The 16,798-nt window shown below is 58.7% G+C and carries 16 protein-coding genes; 9 read left to right on the forward strand and 7 right to left on the reverse strand.

Annotated features, from left to right (window positions below):
• The gene (dnaA, locus tag ABV300_RS00005) at positions 1 to 1,365 is read left to right on the forward strand and encodes a chromosomal replication initiator protein DnaA (protein ID WP_353714535.1); all 1,365 of its coding nucleotides are present in this window, start codon (positions 1 to 3) and stop codon (positions 1,363 to 1,365) included.
• 22 nt (positions 1,366 to 1,387) lie between these two features.
• On the opposite strand, the gene ABV300_RS00010 is transcribed toward dnaA, so the two are convergent.
• Genes ABV300_RS00010 through ABV300_RS00030 form a run of 5 tightly spaced genes read right to left on the reverse strand, consistent with a single transcriptional unit; the run spans position 1,388 to position 4,240 of the window.
• Positions 1,388 to 2,107 (reverse strand): ABC transporter ATP-binding protein, encoded by a 720-nt coding sequence (locus ABV300_RS00010; protein ID WP_353714536.1) that lies wholly within the window; start codon positions 2,105 to 2,107, stop codon positions 1,388 to 1,390.
• Positions 2,104 to 2,883, reverse strand: coding sequence for a cobalt ECF transporter T component CbiQ (gene cbiQ, locus ABV300_RS00015; protein ID WP_353714537.1), 780 nt, complete (start codon positions 2,881 to 2,883; stop codon positions 2,104 to 2,106). Before cbiQ ends, ABV300_RS00010 begins: the two co-directional genes overlap by 4 nt.
• Before the next feature lie 10 nt (positions 2,884 to 2,893).
• The gene (locus ABV300_RS00020; RefSeq protein WP_353714538.1) at positions 2,894 to 3,187 is read right to left on the reverse strand and encodes a PDGLE domain-containing protein; all 294 of its coding nucleotides are present in this window, start codon (positions 3,185 to 3,187) and stop codon (positions 2,894 to 2,896) included.
• On the reverse strand, positions 3,184 to 3,822 hold the full coding sequence (locus ABV300_RS00025; RefSeq protein ID WP_353714539.1) for an energy-coupling factor ABC transporter permease: 639 nt from the start codon (positions 3,820 to 3,822) through the stop codon (positions 3,184 to 3,186). The genes ABV300_RS00020 and ABV300_RS00025 overlap by 4 nt, the downstream gene beginning before the upstream one ends.
• A 13-nt stretch (positions 3,823 to 3,835) precedes the next feature.
• A complete protein-coding gene (locus ABV300_RS00030) occupies positions 3,836 to 4,240 on the reverse strand; it encodes a Fur family transcriptional regulator (RefSeq protein ID WP_353714540.1) in 405 nt (134 codons plus the stop codon).
• 110 nt (positions 4,241 to 4,350) lie between these two features.
• On the opposite strand from ABV300_RS00030, the gene rlmN reads away from it, so the two are divergent.
• From rlmN to ABV300_RS00045, 3 genes are all read left to right on the forward strand, one after another.
• A complete protein-coding gene (gene rlmN / locus ABV300_RS00035; protein ID WP_353714541.1) occupies positions 4,351 to 5,292 on the forward strand; it encodes a 23S rRNA (adenine(2503)-C(2))-methyltransferase RlmN in 942 nt (313 codons plus the stop codon).
• A 141-nt stretch (positions 5,293 to 5,433) separates the two neighbouring features.
• Positions 5,434 to 6,222, forward strand: a complete 789-nt coding sequence (locus ABV300_RS00040) for a hypothetical protein (RefSeq protein WP_353714542.1) — start codon at positions 5,434 to 5,436, stop codon at positions 6,220 to 6,222.
• A 35-nt stretch (positions 6,223 to 6,257) separates the two neighbouring features.
• Positions 6,258 to 6,707 carry a c-type cytochrome gene (locus ABV300_RS00045; RefSeq protein WP_353714543.1) on the forward strand — a complete coding sequence of 150 codons (450 nt, stop codon included), beginning with the start codon at positions 6,258 to 6,260 and terminating at the stop codon, positions 6,705 to 6,707.
• An 8-nt stretch (positions 6,708 to 6,715) separates the two neighbouring features.
• On the opposite strand, the gene ABV300_RS00050 is transcribed toward ABV300_RS00045, so the two are convergent.
• The gene (locus tag ABV300_RS00050) at positions 6,716 to 7,537 is read right to left on the reverse strand and encodes a universal stress protein (RefSeq protein ID WP_353714544.1); all 822 of its coding nucleotides are present in this window, start codon (positions 7,535 to 7,537) and stop codon (positions 6,716 to 6,718) included.
• Between the two features lie 67 nt (positions 7,538 to 7,604).
• Positions 7,605 to 8,678, reverse strand: coding sequence for a M42 family metallopeptidase (locus ABV300_RS00055; RefSeq protein WP_353714545.1), 1,074 nt, complete (start codon positions 8,676 to 8,678; stop codon positions 7,605 to 7,607).
• Positions 8,679 to 8,902: 224 nt separating this feature from the next.
• Here ABV300_RS00055 and ABV300_RS00060 point away from each other — a divergent pair, with 224 nt between their 5' ends.
• From ABV300_RS00060 to ABV300_RS00080, 5 genes are read left to right on the forward strand one after another with little or no spacing between them, the layout of a single operon-like run.
• A complete protein-coding gene (locus tag ABV300_RS00060) occupies positions 8,903 to 13,525 on the forward strand; it encodes a laccase (protein WP_353714546.1) in 4,623 nt (1,540 codons plus the stop codon).
• A gap of 59 nt (positions 13,526 to 13,584) precedes the next feature.
• Entirely contained in the window at positions 13,585 to 14,397 is an 813-nt protein-coding gene (locus ABV300_RS00065) for a methyltransferase domain-containing protein (RefSeq protein WP_353714547.1), read from the forward strand.
• 39 nt (positions 14,398 to 14,436) lie between these two features.
• Positions 14,437 to 14,856 carry a DUF4418 family protein gene (locus ABV300_RS00070; RefSeq protein WP_353714548.1) on the forward strand — a complete coding sequence of 140 codons (420 nt, stop codon included), beginning with the start codon at positions 14,437 to 14,439 and terminating at the stop codon, positions 14,854 to 14,856.
• 33 nt (positions 14,857 to 14,889) lie between these two features.
• Positions 14,890 to 15,570: a hypothetical protein gene (locus tag ABV300_RS00075; protein ID WP_353714549.1), complete on the forward strand. Its 681-nt coding sequence runs from the start codon at positions 14,890 to 14,892 to the stop codon at positions 15,568 to 15,570.
• A 33-nt stretch (positions 15,571 to 15,603) separates the two neighbouring features.
• Positions 15,604 to 16,797, forward strand: coding sequence for an ABC transporter permease (locus ABV300_RS00080; protein ID WP_353714550.1), 1,194 nt, complete (start codon positions 15,604 to 15,606; stop codon positions 16,795 to 16,797).
• Position 16,798 lies beyond the last annotated feature (1 nt).

Consider the following 16,798-nt stretch of genomic DNA (forward strand, 5'->3'; position numbering starts at 1 on the left):
TTGCAATTTGATACACCGGCGCCCCTTCACCAGAAGGATGACGCCGCCAAGTTGTGGGAAACGGCGCTGGGGGCTCTGGAATGCTCCCTCAGCCGCCCTAATTTCCGCACCTGGTATTCCCGCACTGTCGGGTTGACCTGGGACGGCCGCCGTTTTACCGTCGGCGTGCCTAATTCTTTCGTCGCGGAATACCTGGAGCAAAATCAACGTTCGCTCATTGAAAAGACCCTTCTCAGGCTGCTGAACTGCGGAGGGGTACAGGTCATTTTCCAGGTGGCCGCCGGCGGCAAACCCACCGGCCATGTCCCCCGCGCCGAGCCCTCAGGTATCAAGACCTCCGGCGGTCATTTCAATCCGCGTTATGACTTCGAGACTTTTATTGTCGGCAGCACCAACCGGTTAGCCCACGCCGCCGCGCTTTCCGCCGCTCAGAAACCGGGTGAAGGCTATAACCCCCTGTTCATCCACGGCGGTTCGGGGCTGGGTAAAACCCACCTGCTTCAAGCCATCGGTCAGCTTGCGGAGCGATCTGGGAAATCCGTCCGTTACGTCTCCGGCGAACAATTCACTTCAGAATTTATCTCATCGCTTAAAGAGCGGCGCGCTGAGGAGTTCCGCGAAAGGTACCGCGCGGTTGACCTGCTCCTTGTTGACGATGTGCAATTCCTAGCCGGTAAAACGCAGACCGAAGAGTGTTTTTTCCACACTTTCAATGAGTTGCACAATTCCTGCAAGCAAATCGTCCTCTCGGCGGATTCACCGCCCCGGGCAATTTCCCAGATGGAAGACCGGTTACGCTCCCGCTTTGAATGGGGCTTGACCGCCGAGATCACGCCCCCGGATGAGAAGATGCGCCTGGCAATCCTTAAGTCCCGGGCAGATGAACTTGGCGCTGAGATGCCGCCTGACGTCCTTGAATACCTGGCCTCAGAAGTCACCCGCAACATCCGGGAACTGGAAGGCAACCTGAACCGTGTTCTGGCTTACGCCCGACTGCTTCGGTCAACGATCACGCCGGATATGGCCCGCCGCGCCCTTAAAAATATCGCCCCGGCTGCGGCCGTTCCGGAAAAATCATCTGAACCGCAGTTGCTTCTCGCCGCCGTGGCTGAATGCTTCGGCCTGGCGCCGGAGGATTTACTCGGCCGCAAGCGGGACAAAGAGACCGCCACAGCGCGTCAGGTTGCCATGTTCATTATGAAAAACCAGAATATCTGGTCGATGGCGGAGATCGGCAAGCTGGTGGGAGACCGCGCCGCTGCGACCGTCAGTCATGCCTGTGAGAAAATTTCTCAGGAAACGGAATGCAATCCGCTGCTCAAACGCAAGATAATCGACATTGAATCCCGTCTGGGCAAAGAGTAGCCTTCACAATTCCACCGACGAATCAACGGCGGTGCGCCAAGCCCCCCGCCACCAGCAGCTCCACCCGCGACATAATCTCTGGTGTCGGTCCATCGGCCATGATTTTGCCCTGTTTCATGATGACCAGGCGCGGGCAGAGAGCTTCGATGAGTTCCAGGTCGTGAGAAACCACTACCTTAGTCACGTCGAGTGATTTCAGGAGCTGTATCAGCCCCCACTTGGCCGCGGGATCGAGGTTGGAAGAAGGCTCGTCCAGGGCAAGAACCTCCGGCCGCATCGCCAGCACCGAGGCCAGGGCGATGCGCTTCTTCTCCCCCAGGCTCAGGTGGTGGGAACTCCGCCGCTCGTAGCCCGGGAGGCCGACGGCTGCCAATGAATCGGCGACCCGGCTGCGGACCTCGACCTCCGCCAAACTCATATTGATCGGGCCGAAGGCCACGTCGTCGAAGACCTCGGGGCAGAAAAGCTGGTCGTCCGGGTTCTGGAAGACGACGCCGACTTTGGCGCGTATGGTTTTCAGGTTGGCGGCGGTCACCGGCAGGCCGCAGACCTTGACCGCACCGTTCTGGCCGTGGATGATGCCGTTCAAATGCAGTAAAAGCGTCGACTTGCCGGCGCCGTTGGCCCCGGCCACGGCCACGCTCTCGCCGCGCTTGATCGAGAGGTTGACCCCGTCGAGGGCTTTCCGACCGTCGGGATAGGCGTAGTTCAGGTTATCGAGGCGAATGATAGGATCGTTCATGGCAGCAGGCTCAGGGTCACCGGCAACATGAGCAGCAGCGCCATGACGATGCCGCTGACCAGATCGGTCCTATCGAAGACCAGTTCGCCGAAGGTCCGCGAATGCCCGTCGAAGCCTCGGGCGGCCATGGCGGCGTAGACCCGTTCGCCGCGCTCGTAAGACCGGATGAACAGGCTGCCGATCATGGCGCCGACGGTTTTGGCCTGGAACGAGGCCGGCGGAGAACCCACCGACCGCGAGTCCCGGGCGTTTTTCATCCGCAGCACCTCGTCGATCAAGAGGAACAGGTAGCGGTACATGAAGGACAGGATCATTACCAGCACCTTGGGCATGCCCAGGCGCTCGATGCCCTTGAGCAGCGCCGGCAGCGGCGTCGTCGAGGTGAGGAGGATTAAAGCCAGCACCGACAGCCAGCTTCGGGCCAGCAGCGTGCCGATGAACACCAACCCGCCGTCCGTCGCCCCCAGGTGCCAGCTTCCGATGTCAAAGCCTAGCAACTCGACTCCCGGGCGGGTGAACACATTGATGATACCCAGCAGGAAGACGAACGGCAGGATGATCAGAGACCTCTTCAGTACGTAGCCCAGCGGCAGTTTCGAGATGCCGAAGATCGAGCCCAAAATAACTAAGTAGGCGGCGAAGGTCGCCCAGCTGCCGGCAGGGGTCAGCACCACCGCCACGATGAAAAGAAACGACAGCAGGAACTTCAGCCTGGGGTCACGTCGGTGAGCTGGGCTGACGAGGTGGCTGTACTGGTCTAAGAAACTGTGTCTCATCTTCTTCCAGTTACGGAGTTGAACGGCGAGACCGGGTGATTATCCATCCGATTGCGTAAACTGCGCCGAACATGACCAATACACCGAACCATCCCGCCAGAATGGTTGCTAGGGTTTCATTCTCGACGCCAGGGAAGACGTAGTCGGCGATTATCTGGAATGGGGCGTCGCTCGCCTTTTCGATGAATCCATTATCCTCGGCGACTCTCTCGAGGCCGTCGGGGGAACCGGATGCCAGCGGCGACAGCGTCGCCAGCAGCAGGGCGGCGCCGAGGCCGATGAGCCACCACTTTCTGGGGGTCATATCCGCTCCAATTGCAGCACGTCAGCGCGGGAGGCCATAACAGCCGAAACCACCAGGACGGTAATCAACCCCTCTCCGATGCCTATGAGAGCGTGAACGGCCAGCATTGCCGGGCCGACGACCTCGAAGGCAGACATACCCGATGCCGCCAGCTCGACAGCGGCTGCCAGCGAGGCAACCATCACCGAGACCCAGCCGGCAATGGCGGCGCCGGTGAGTTTTGCCCAGCGCCCGTCGCCGAGCATCGCCGCCGCCGCCCGGAAGATGAAATAAGCCCCGAACACGGCCAGGATTCCCATATTGAGGATGTTGGCGCCCAGGGCCGCCAGCCCGCCGTCCTGGAAGATCAGCGCCTGGGCGATGAGAACAGCGGACATGATGATGACCCCAGCCCACGGCCCGATGAGAATGGCGCACAGCGCCGCTCCGATGAGGTGGCCCGATGTGCCGCCGGCAACCGGGAAGTTAAGCATCTGGGCGGCGAAGATGAAGGCCGCCAGCATACCCATCAGCGGCACCTGCTTCTCGCCGATTTTTTTGGCGGCGATCTTCACCGCCGCGCCGAGACCTCCGGCGGAGATCACGCCGGCGGCGGCCACAGTGGTCATATTCAAAAAACCATCGGGAATGTGCATTTGGATTCCTTCATTACCGGCAATCGGCGCACAGGCCGGTGATGACGTGGTGGTGGAGGTCCGCCTCGAAACCGTGTTTCTTTCGCAGCGCCTGGGCCAAAGGCGCCAGGGCTTCCTCTGACAATTCAACCACCTTGCCGCACTTCCGACACTTGAGGTGATGATGGTGGCCTTCCTCGGCGTGGTGGTAGACGTGACTGCCGCCGATGTCGGCCTTGACCGCCAGACCCAAGCCTTCGAGGAGTTCCAGGGTCCTGTACACCGTGGAGCGGTTGACGCCATCAACTTTATCCTTGACCTGCTCGTAAATAGCATCGGCGGTCAGATGCGCCCCTTCGGCGTGGAGGATGTCCAGGATAATCCGCCGCTGCGGCGTCAGCCGGTAACCCTTAGCCTTAAGTATAGTAGTGCAACTCATAGTTATTGCGACTCTTTGCAATAAGTGATTATGACAGACGGCTCACATCTGTGTCAATGGTTTCCTCCCGACGCGGAATGGCTTAAAATAAAAATACGATGGAACCTGTCATGGACAAATGCCTTTTCCCTTTGAGTCGCACCGTTTCTTCAGACGGGCTTAACCACAAGGTGCTTTTTCAATGTGGCGACGGCAAAACCGTTGAAGCTGCCTTGATGCTTTTTCTTAATCCCGGCAGGCGCCCCAGGCGCACCGTTTGCATTTCCTGTCAGGTCGGCTGCCCTATCGGCTGCCCCTTCTGCGCCACCGGGCGCCAGCCTTTGGAACGCAGCCTGACGGCTGATGAGTTAGTCTCCCAGGTTCTGTACTTTGAAAATTCGTTCAGGCCATCGGCCGCGACAGCCACCCCCCGAGAAAGGCGATGGCTGACCAACGTCGTATTTATGGGCATGGGGGAACCCCTGTCCAACTTTGAAAACCTGCGCCAGGCAATCGGCTTCCTCGGATCCCCCAAAGGGCTGGGGATGGGGCGTCGTCAACTCATGGTCTCAACCGCCGGCCTGGCCCCTCAAATCGTCCGATTCGGAAAAGAAAACATCCAGGCTGAACTGGCTGTGTCCTTACACGCCGCGGATGACCATCTCCGGGATGCCCTGGTGCCGGTTAACACCCGCTACCCGCTTCAATCCGTGATTGCAGCCTGCCGGGAATTCATCCGCTTGACCGGCCGTCATATTTATTTTGAATACGCCCTGTTCGCCGGAATCAATGACTCAATTGCCGATGCGGACAAACTCATCCAGCTCATCGGCGGCATGGATTGCCCGGTGAACCTTATCTTCGGCAACCAGGTGGGCTCGGGAGGGTATCAGCCCTCAACTCGGACGGTCGCATTTGACTTCCAGAAACGTCTCATCGCTGGCGGTATACGGACCATGTTGCGTGCTTCCCGCGGAGCTGATATTGAGGCCGGCTGCGGTCAGCTGCGGAGCCGCTGGCTGTCAAAGTCGGGCGACCCGGCTCATCACTTCTCATCACTTATAGAATCTTGACCATGTTTCCCCCCGTGCCCGGTACTGCCGCTTCCTAACAGCCGCCGAATCAACATGAAAAATCAGTACAAATACGTATTGACCTGGATTTGTTCTTCCGTAAATAATCAAATGAACAAATAGTCCCCAACCTTGGAGTAAATGATGATTGAGCGCAATCAACGGTCCCGAAACAAGCTGGCGATCTGCGCCTTGGGTCTGCTCTGCCTCTTGCTGGCCCTTCCAGCGTGCGATTCCACTTCTGGCGTTATCTCAGGGGAACTCGGCAAATCCTCCAGTGTCTCCATCGGCCAGACCCTGTCTTTCACCGGAGCAGACCTATCCATCAGGTTCGCCGAGGTCATCTCCGACAGCCGCTGCCCGGCGGGTGTCGAATGTGTCTGGCCCGGCGAGGTATCGGTCAAAGTCCAGATTACCTATTTTAAGTCGCTGCATCAAAAGACTCTGGTTCAATCAGGCGCGGCTCCAGGCTTGACCATAGTCTTTTTCAACGAATACAAGATCGCGTTCAAAGTAACGCCCTACCCTCAAGCCGGCTCACCGATAAAAAAAGGGGATTACCGGCTGGAACTGGTCGTCACTAAAGAAGCGGCTTTGTCAGGTGGCGTTCTGGTCACTTTCGACGTCGTCGGAGAAAAATATTCTGTCTTCTTCCGGGAGCCTGACGCCATCCATGATGTGTTGGCGGTTCACAACGGCGCCAGTCAGGCTAGAATCCCCAGCGGTCGGGTGGTCAGGGGAGGAACGTTCTATAATCAGCCGTGGAACTGGCACATAGATCCGGACGACATCCAGATGGTGGAACTAACTATCGAATTATGTGACGGCAGGCCTTCAGATGTTGAAGCCGACATTGACTATTGGGTCAATACCGTCGGCCGGTACTGTCCCTGGGGAGCGGTAATCATTGCCGTGGAGGATTTCAGGTGACCCCTGCTCAGAAGGCTGACTAGCCTCAGGAGGAGATGATGAACCAATCAGCCAACCTTAAGTTCAACCGCGCCCTGATCGCTGCGGCCGTACTTCTGCTTTTCATACCAGGGTGTAACTCCCAGACTCCGGCTACAACGACGCCGACCGGCACCACCACCCAACCCCCGTCCCAGGTGACCTTCGGGCAACTCGCTTCGGCGGGTCAGGCGGTCTACGCCTCCCGCTGCGCCAGCTGTCACGGCAATGCCGGTCAGGGCGCCGGCGCGCCGCCGCTTTGGGGCGCCAACAGCCACCTGAGCGATTTAGGCAACGCTCAACTGCTACTCAGTTTCACCTCCGGCTCGATGCCGCCGGGAGCTGCCGGGACCATCTCCCGCCAGAACCATATTGAAATCGTCGCCTATTTGCTGCTCCAGAACGGCTGGGTTACGCAAACAGAACTATTCAACGAATCCCAGTTAAGCTCTATTTTATTGAGGTAAACGGACGTTTATTTCCGGTGCGTCACCAGGAGCGAAGTCGCCCCCTTGTTGAGCAGCTTCCTGGCCAGGCTGCTTTCCGCCCACTCGGTTAAAGGTGAATTAGTGACCATGGCGATCATGTCGGATTTGGTATTCAGGGCGGCCTCATCTATTGCCACGGCAAAATCCGCCGCCTCGGCTACCGCCACCGATACGTTGATTCCTTTAAGCAGCCTGGAGACGCTCAAAAGGTACTCCCGAGCGTTCTTTTTATCGGCTTCGACCGCCGCGGGGTGAAGGCCTGCGGATTTAACCGCTGAAAAGAGGATTACTTCGGCTCCCAGTCCTTCGGCCACCGGCCTGGCGATATTCAGTATCTGCTGGCTGTAGGCAGTGCCGTCAAGGGGAACGAGTATCCTTTGTACCAGATCCCCCTCTCCTTCAGCCTGCTTCGGCCGGACCAGCAATGTCGGGCAGGCAGCCAGCCTTGCGATGTCGTCCACCACGCTGTCGAGGATCGGGCTGGTGAACCCGTGAGCCACCATGATGATCAGGTCAACCTGCTTTTCATCTATGTAGCTGCAAACCGCCGGGACAAATTCGCCCGATACCTGTTCCCCGGTGACCCGTGAATCGCCCGGAGCGCTATCTTTTTCGAGCCGCTGCCTGATTATTTCCGCGGCCTTTTCAATGTAGAGGCGATGCATGTTCCGCGCCGACCGGTGAGCGGCGCCGCAGCTGTGAAACAGCACCAGGCTCGAGCCGAGTTTGCGGAACAATTCTTCGCCGTACGGGATGACCGCCTCAGCCATTTCCGAACCGTCTAAGGGGAGCAGGATTTTTTTAAACATTTGGCACCTCGGCGCTAATTTCAATGACACTATAGCCTTCGCTGGCAACGGCGGTCAATCGCTGTGATCAACCGCACAGGCCGGAAACCGCCTTCCCGTCCAGCCTTACGATTAACTCTCCGACCAGCCTGAGGGCGTGATCGAAATCGCTCCGCCGGATGATGGAGTTATGACTGTGGGCGTGGCGGGTGGGTATGGCGATGACGACAGTCGGCACCCCCCGGTCGTGAAGGTGGACAGCGCCGCCGTCGTACCCGCCGAATTCCAGGGTATCGAGCTGAAGAGGGATATTAAGTTCGCCGGCGGTTCTGATAACCAGATCGCGGAGCTTCAGGTTTGGGATCATCCTTGTATCATAGACCAGCAGCGTCGGTCCGCCGCCGAGTTTCGTTGCCGACTCGTCAGGTTTGATGCCCGGCACATCGCCGATCGGCCCGATATCCAGGATAATGGCCACGTCGGGTTTAACCATTTCGACGCTGGTCGTGGCGCCGCGTAACCCGACTTCCTCCTGCACCGTGCCGACGCCGAAGACCGTATTTTTATGTTCAACTCCCGCCAGCTCTTCCATAACCGCGATCAGTAGAGCGCAGCCCACCCGGTCGTCAAAAGCCTTGGCCGCGTAGGTTGGCTCTTTCATCGAAAGCACCTTGAAAAGGCTGTCGGGAACCACCGGGTCGCCGACGCGGACACCCGCTCCGATGGCCTCTTCCCGCGAAGTCGCGCCGATATCAATGAACAACTCCTTTTTATCGAAGGATTTGCCGCGGTCCGCCTCCGGCAGCAGGTGCGGCGGCGGACCGCAGATAACGCCGGTGACCGGCCCGCCGGATGTTTCAATGCGCACCCGCTGCGCCGGGAGGTGCTGGTTCGGCCAGCCGCCGAGGGGCACGAATTTTATAAAGCCGTCCTTGTTGATCAGTTTCACCATGAATCCGATCTCGTCCATGTGTGCCGCGAGGAGTATCCTGGGGCCTTCGGCGCCGCCGCGTTTGGCGCAAATGACACTGCCCAGCCTGTCCCTTGACACCTCGCCAATGGGCTTAAGCCGGCTTTCCATGATCTTTTGGATATCCCCCTCATACCCCGGCACCCCGCTGGCTTCCGTCAGGTCCTTAAGCAGTTGTTCGATGGCATCCATTGATCTTATACCTCCAACCTCATATCTTAACGGCTCTGCCGCCGCTTGTTAACTGATTTCAGATTCTACGTGTGTTGATTATGTTTATCAATCCGCAACTTTTCCATAAAAATACGTAATTATACGTATTGCCTTTACCCGCCTATATTGATACAGTTGTGGAGCCTATTATGGTTGGGCGGGGACGCAGTTCTCAACAGAATAATATTGCGGAGGAGACGAGCATGCCAGCACCCAGAAGGCGGATGTCAACCAATATTTTCAGGCGCAGGATGAGGGAGGCTGGCAGCGGCGCTACCCCTACGTCTCTTTCTTCGGTCATCGCTCAGCCCGCCAAACCCCGGGAGGTAACCCGGCGCCAGTACCTGCAGATGGCCGCCGGCACCGCCGGGCTTTTGGGCTATTCAATAGCCGCCCGGAAAGTAGTCCAGGGCGCCGAACAGGTGACCAATCCGGTTTACCGTAACAAGATCACCCATGAAGAGCGTATGGCCGCCGCCGCCCGCGCCAATGAAACGCTAGCTGAGGCCGGTCAGCTCACCCCCAAGAACGGCGGCAGCCTCATTGCCCAGGCCATCCCGCTGGCGGCCAATCCCGGACCGGGCGATGTGCCGGATTATTTCAGTATCACCGTGCCCAACTGGGCTTACAGCCCGCCCATCCGGAAGTTTGTCGACCGCCTCCCCGGCCTCGGCCCCGGCGCCGCCAACGGCCTCGGCCAATATATCCCCATCGCCAACCCCGATAAACTGACTTATCCCGGTTCTGATTATTATGAGATCTCCCTCCGCGAGTATAACGAGAAACTGCACTCGGACCTGCCTCCCACCCGCCTGCGCGGTTATGTCCAGACCAACAACGGCACCGATGCCGGCGGCACCCTCAACAATGTTGCGCCGGCGCCGATCCATTATCTTGGCCCTCTTATAATCGCTCAGAAAGACCGCGCCGTCCGCATCAGGTTCACCAATCAACTGCCCACCGGCGCCGGCGGCAACCTGTTCATCCCCGTCGACGAAGCCATGATGGGCGCCGGTCTGGGCCCCATGGGCGGTACCGAGATTTATACCCAGAATCGCGCCGTCATCCACCTCCACGGCGCCGATGCCCCGTGGATCTCCGACGGCACGCCTCACCAGTGGATCACCCCGGCCGGCGAGACGACATCCTATCCCGACGGCGCCAGCGTCCTGTATTCCGGCGTGCCGGATATGCCGGCCCCCGGCCCCGGCCAGTACAATTACTACTACCCCAACCAGATGAGCGCCCGTCTGATGTTCTACCACGACCATGCGCTTGGCATCACCCGCCTTAACGTCTATGTCGGCATGGCCGCCGGATACATTATTCAAGACCCGGTGGAAGCCGAACTGGTGAATAGCGGCATCATTCCCGCCGACCAGATCCCGCTGATCGTCCAGGATAAGACCTTTGTTGATGCCCCGATGATTCCATCCACCGATCCCACCTGGAACTGGGGCGTTACCCCGGGGACGGCCCACGACGGCGACCTGTGGATGGGCCACGTCTATAACCCGGCCCAAAACCCCTGGGCTCCGGACAATTCCGGCATCAATCCCATGGGCCGCTGGCACTATGCCCCGTGGTTCTGGCCGCCGGCCACCAACCTGCTGGTCGGGCCGCAGCCCAACCCGTATTATGATTCGGTCAATCCCGCCAATACCCCGTGGGAAGCCCCCTTCATCCCGGGCGCCCCCCACCCTGCCATGCAGATGGAATCCTTCCAGGACACTATGCTGGTCAACGGCACCGCCTTCCCTTATGTCGAAGTTGATCCCAAGTCCTATCGGCTCCGCGTCCTGAACGCCTGCAATGACCGCTTTGTTAACCTCCAGATGTACGAGGCTGATCCGGCCGGATATGCCATAGACGCCACCGGAGCCTCCGTTCCTCCCGGAACCGGATTCGGTACCGAGGTAAAAACCGTCATCGCCGCGCCCTATCCCAACGATCCAACCTGGCCCCAGAACTTCGAGTTCGGCAACGCCACCTGGCCGGTGGACGGCCGCGATGGCGGTGTCCCGGATTGGAACACCGCCGGTCCTCCCTGGATAGTCATCGGCACCGAAGGCGGCTTTCTGCCTATGCCGGCCGTCGTCCCCCAACGGCCGGTTGACTGGAACGTTGACGTTACCATGTTCAACGCCGGTATAGTCAACTCCTTCTCCCTGGCGCTCGGCCCGGCCGAACGGGCGGACGTCATCGTTGATTTTTCCGCCTTCGCCGGCAAGACACTTATCGTCTATAACGACGCCCCCGCCCCCTTCCCAGCCCCCGACCCGCGCCTGGACTACTACACGGGCTCGCCTGATATGGCAGCTGCCGGCGGCTATACCTATCCCGCCAACGCCAACACTACCCTGCCCGGTCACGGGCCCAACACCCGCACCGTTATGCAGATCCGGGTCAAGAATATTGCGCCGGCAGCGCCGTACAACGTCGCCGCTTTGAATGAAGCCTGGGCTTCCAACGCCGCCCACCCCGGCGTCTTCGAGCGGACGCAGCCCAAGCTGATCGTACCCAATGCTGTTCACAACGACGCCTACCGGGTGGATAACGGCAACGGTACCTTCTCGCCCAGGGCTGGCGCTACCTCGTTCCCGGCTGACACTTATGTCCGCATCTTCCAGAACTCCCATACCTTTAAGACCATCAGCGGGCAGCAGATGACGCTGCCGCTGCAGCCTAAAGCCATCCAGGACGAAATGGGTGAAGCCTATGACCCGGTTTACGGCCGCATGAGCGGCATGCTCGGGCTGGAGCTGCCCAATACCGTCGCCGGCGCCGCCAACTTCATGCTCTACCCTTACGCCTCGCCGCCGGTCGAAGTCCTTAAGGACTCCATGGTCCCGCTGTCAGAGCCCATGCCGGGTGACGGCACCCAGCTCTGGAAGATCACCCACAACGGCGTTGATACCCACCCGATCCACTTCCACCTGTTTAACGTTCAGGTAATCAACCGCGTCGCCTGGGACGGCTTTCTGTCGCTGCCCCATCCAACCGAACGAGGCTGGAAGGAAACCCTCCGCGTCAGCCCCTTGGAGGATACCATCGTCGCCCTCAGACCGGTCGCGCCGCAACTGCCGTTCAAGGTGCCCAACTCGATCCGTCCGATCGATGCCACCATGCCGTTGGGCGAAACCCTCATCGGCCCGCCCGGCGGCTTCTTCGATCCCACCGGCAACCCGATCACCATCACCAACCAGATGGTCAACTTCGGCTGGGAGTATGTCATCCACTGCCACATCCTCGGCCACGAGGAAATGGACATGATGCACGGCGTCTGCTTCGCCGTCGCCCCGGACGCGCCGACCAACGTAACCGCTACCGTCCTGGACAACCCCAAGAGGGTCAGCCTGTCATGGACCAACCCTGCGGTCAATGCCACCGGATTCAAGATTGAACGCGCCACTGACGCCGGCTTCACCGCTAACCTGGTAACCCGCACCGTAGGCATGGTCACCACGTTCGAGGACACTGAGATTGAAAACGCCATCACCTACTTCTACCGGGTTACCGCGTTGAACACCGTAGGCAGCACCATACCTGGTTTCCCGACCGCAACGGCTGAATCTGCCCCGACCGTTGCCGGAGCCCAAAGCACCGGTGTCGCCCAGACCAGGATGGTCACCGTCTGCCCGACCTCGGTCAGCCCCGCCAAGACGATCACTGTCACCGCTTCGTTGAAGCAGCTGCCTGGCCTGACTGATGTTGTCCGGGCAGGAATGCCGGTACTCTTCAACTACATCTTCCACAAGCTTGAATCCGGCACCACCGAATCAGGTACCGCCACCATAAATACCGATGCTGCCGGCAAGGCTGTTCTGGCCGTGGCCGCCCCCAATGAAAAGGCCACCGTCGTGGTTGACGCCATCTTCAATGGCGACGCCAACCTGCAGCCCTCATCCAATATGAGCACCATCGCTGTGGTACCTTTCATCCAGACGGTGCTGACGGCCTCCAACGCGGCTGGTGTCGTGACCTTCCACCTGGCCGACTCTTATGGTAATGCTATCGCCGGGCAGGACCTGTCCTTCCTGACCACTGCCGGCACCCTATCCGCCGGTGCTGCCGCCACCGATACCAGCGGTAATGCCCAGGTCGTCCTCAGCGGCGTCAACTCCGCGGTCATCTCCGCCAGTTTCGGCGGTTTTGTGAACGCCAGCGGCTGGTCCTACCAGCCTTCCCAGGCGCGCATCACCGCCGAAATCGCGGCTTCAGGCCCGGCGATCACAAGGATCGTAACCACCTCGGCGGACTCCGTCAGCCCGGGGCAAAACATCAATATGACTGCCCAGCTTCAGACGTTGCCCGCCCAGGCTCCGGTCAACATCGCCGGTTTATCCATCACCTTCAATTACGTGTTCTACAAACTGGAATCTGGCACCACCCAGAACGGCTCTGTCGTAGCCACCACTAACGCTTCCGGAGTCGCTACGCTCAGCGTACCGGCGCCGAATGAAAAATCGACGGTGGTTATTGACGCCGTTTTCTTCGGTGACGCCAATCGCCTGGCTTCGTCCCATATGGGTATCATAGCCGTGGTACCTTTCATCCAGACGGTGATTACCGGTTCAACTTCAGCGGGCGTAATCACCTTCCACCTGGCTGATCAGTACGGCAACCCGCTGGTTGGGCGTACTTTGTCCTTCCTAACCACTGCTGGCACTTTGTCTTCGGCCACTGGCCTGACCTCCGCCGGCGGCGATGTCGCCGTGGCGCTGAGCGGTGCCCCCGGGGTGGTTTCGGCCAGCTTCGGTGGCTACCAGAGTCCGGCCGGCTGGTCATATCAGCCCACCCAGTGCCGCATCACCGTCACTCCGTAACAAAATGAACACCGGCGGGTTCCGCGCTTTGCGGAACCCGCCGGAGAAACTAGGAATTAATGATTCAGACATACGCCGGTCACTCGACGGGAGGGCATTCATTCGAGCGTTGGCATCTGGAGGTTTTCGGATGTCCTGGCTGTAAATCCAGCCTGGTGCCCATGGATAGTGTTTTAACATGCGAGTCCTGCGGTACCGCCTACTCCGTACTCAACGGCATCCCGGCGCTCATCAGCCCGGACACCGCCCTCGAAATGACCGCCGGGCATCTCCCGGTCAAAGAGTTTTACCTTTTTGAACGTTACGATTGGACCAAAGACCCCAAAGGGCTTGAATATATTTATCACCACACCAGGAGAGCCGAAACCTGGCACTACATCGAAAAACTGCTGCCCAGTGACGGGATCGTCCTCGATATCGGCTGCGGTACCGGCTTGATCACCCACCGACTGGCCACCATCAGACAGAAAGCCGTAGCTCTGGACATGAACCTTTGGGCTTTGAACCAGATGAACGGCAAGCCGTATATTGTCAAAGCCCAGGCGGATGCCGAAATGCTTCCCGTCCAGGACTCGTCAGTAGATATGGTCATCGCCACTGAGGTGGTAGAGCATCTGGAGAATCCTGAGGCTACACTCCAGGAAATGTTACGGGTCTGCCGTCCCGGCGGCTGGCTTGTCGGGTCTGTCCCCAGCACCAACAGCATCTGGAAGATGCGCCAGCACCTAAGTATGACCTGTGCTGGCAATGAACCGTTTCACCGTAACTTCACCCGCAATGAAATCACTGACCTGTGGCATCGCGTCGGCTACGACGGCCAGATCCACGGTATTTGCTTTGGGCTTAACTGGCTTTGGACAGTACAGAAGTGATATTCTCGTTTATAGTATCAACATAAGGAGATGCGTTAGATGTTCAAAGTCCTCGGTGTTGTCCTGGTGGTACTGGCGATATTCGCCGCCGTTTTCCCGATGTTCACTGATTGCCAGTCCCAGGGAAAAGCCATAACCCTGGCCAACGGTAAGACCATTCCGATGAAATGTCACTGGAGCGGTGTTGCCGAGATAGCCGCCGCCGCCCCGCTGGCCGTCGTCGGCGTCATGATGACTTTCAACCGCCGCAAGACTACCCTTATGCAGTTGGGCGGGCTCGGCGTGGTGCTGGGCGCGGTGATTATCGCCTTGCCGACCTTTCTGATCGGCGTCTGCCAGACCCCTACTATGACCTGCGTCACCCTGGAGAGGCCCGGACTCATCACCGCCGGGGCGCTGGTGATTGCTTCCGGCCTGGTTGGCATGGTTCTGGCCGCCAGGTCCAACCGGTTGGAATAGCTTTTAATTTTTGTTCGGTAGAATAGCGGCGAAGTGTCATGCAGCGCGATTATGGGCATGAAACAGAGTATTTTAAAGAAATTTCGGCCGACAGCTTGGCTAGTATTGGCCGCGGCGCTGGTTCTGCCTTTGGGCTGCTCGCCGGATCTGGGCGCTTCGACCTCACCCGATACCGTCCAGGCTGAACAACTCCGCAAGACCACCAGCATCTCGGTCCGGCTTTATGGCTTGATGGACTTTGAGACGTTCGGCATTATCTTCAAGCACCCGACGTCCCTGGAAGCCTCCGCCGTGCCTATCGGCTGGATGGCCAACACCTTCAGGGGATTCAACGAGGCAGCAACGCCAACCCAGAAAATAACCGATCAGGTTCACGGAACCATTACCCCAGACGGCAAATGGCTGTCATCGCTGGTACTGGCCCGAAGCATCACCCGGACATCAGCCGAGGATGGCGTTTTTTACCAGGTCACCTTTAAAAACGTCCCTATTTCCGTCCTGGAGTCCGGTTTGATTACCTCTCAAGCCCAGGGTTCGGATCTCCGCAAACACGTTGAATCCGTAGAATATATAGAACGTTCTTACAGCAACGGCCAACTCGTAACCAACACCACTTACAAGACTACGGATTGGTCTAAAGATGTCGCCGGGCAGGCGCCGTATATTCTGGTCTTATTCGAAGAAGGCGCCGGCGGCGGGTTGCCGCCCTGTTGAAGCTTAAATCTCCATCCGAATTTTCTTGTGTTTATGGGCACGATTAAACTAGCGCTGAAAAACATCCGCTGGAACGGCTTCCGGAGCCTGAGTATTTTCCTCGGGGTTGCCGGAGTAGCGGCATTCCTGCTCTCGACGACCCTGATCATCAGAGGCGCTGAAACCAGCCTTGATTCAGGTTTGCAGCGCATGGGCGCTGATATCCTGGTGGTTCCGGTCGGCGCCGAAACAAAGCTGGAAACCGCCCTCTTGATGGGTAAACCGACTGAAATCTGGATGCCCAGAAGTAACCTGGAATCAGTCGCTTCGGTGCCCGGCGTGGAAGCTGTTTCGCCCCAGGTATACCTGGCCTCTTTATACGGAGCCGCCTGCTGCGCGGTTTGGGAGATGTTCATTGTGGTATACGACCCGGCGACCGATTTCACGGTGACACCCTGGCTGAGAGACAATCTAGGACGGGACCTTGCCAGGGGCGAGGTGGTCGGTGGCCACTATATTTTTGTGCCGCCTGAATTTGACCAGATAATCCTCTACGGCTACGGCATGGATCTGGTCGGCAACCTGACAGCCACCGGTACCGGGCTGGACCAAACGTTATTCATGACCATGGAAACGGCTGTTGCCATGGCCGAATCATCCATTACCACTGCGGTTCAGCCGTTAGTGGTCAACCCAGAATTGATCTCCACCATCATGGTCCGGATTGAGCCCTCTGCTGACGTTCATCGGGTTGCCCTGGACATCTTGTCCAACACCAGAGGGATGGTACCAATCGAAAGCCCGAACCTCTTCGGCGCTTTCCGGAACCAGATGAACGGCTTGTTGTGGGGCTTTTTCATTATTTCGCTCATCATCTGGATTCTTTCGGTGCTGCTGATCGGTCTGATATTTTCTATGGCGGCCAATGAACGCAGGCGGGAAATGGCTGTCCTTAGAGCCATCGGCGCCACCCGGGGTTTCATCTTTAAAACCCTCCTTTCGGAAGCGGCTTTACTGGCTGTCACCGGCTCCCTGGTCGGCATTATCGTGGCGGCCGGAGGTTTGTTTGTCCTTAAGGACCTCATCGCCGGTTCTCTTCGCATGCCTTTTCTCTTCCCTCCGCTTGGCGTGTTTCTGGGTCTTGTAGGTGCCGGCGTCGGACTGGCGCTATTGACCGTGACGCTGGCCGCCTCCATTCCCGCCTTCCGGCTGAGCCGCCAGGAACTCGCCATAGCCATGAGACAATAAA

The sequence above is a fragment of the Dehalogenimonas sp. 4OHTPN genome (assembly GCF_040448695.1).
Classification (GTDB): Bacteria; Chloroflexota; Dehalococcoidia; order Dehalococcoidales; family Dehalococcoidaceae; genus Dehalogenimonas.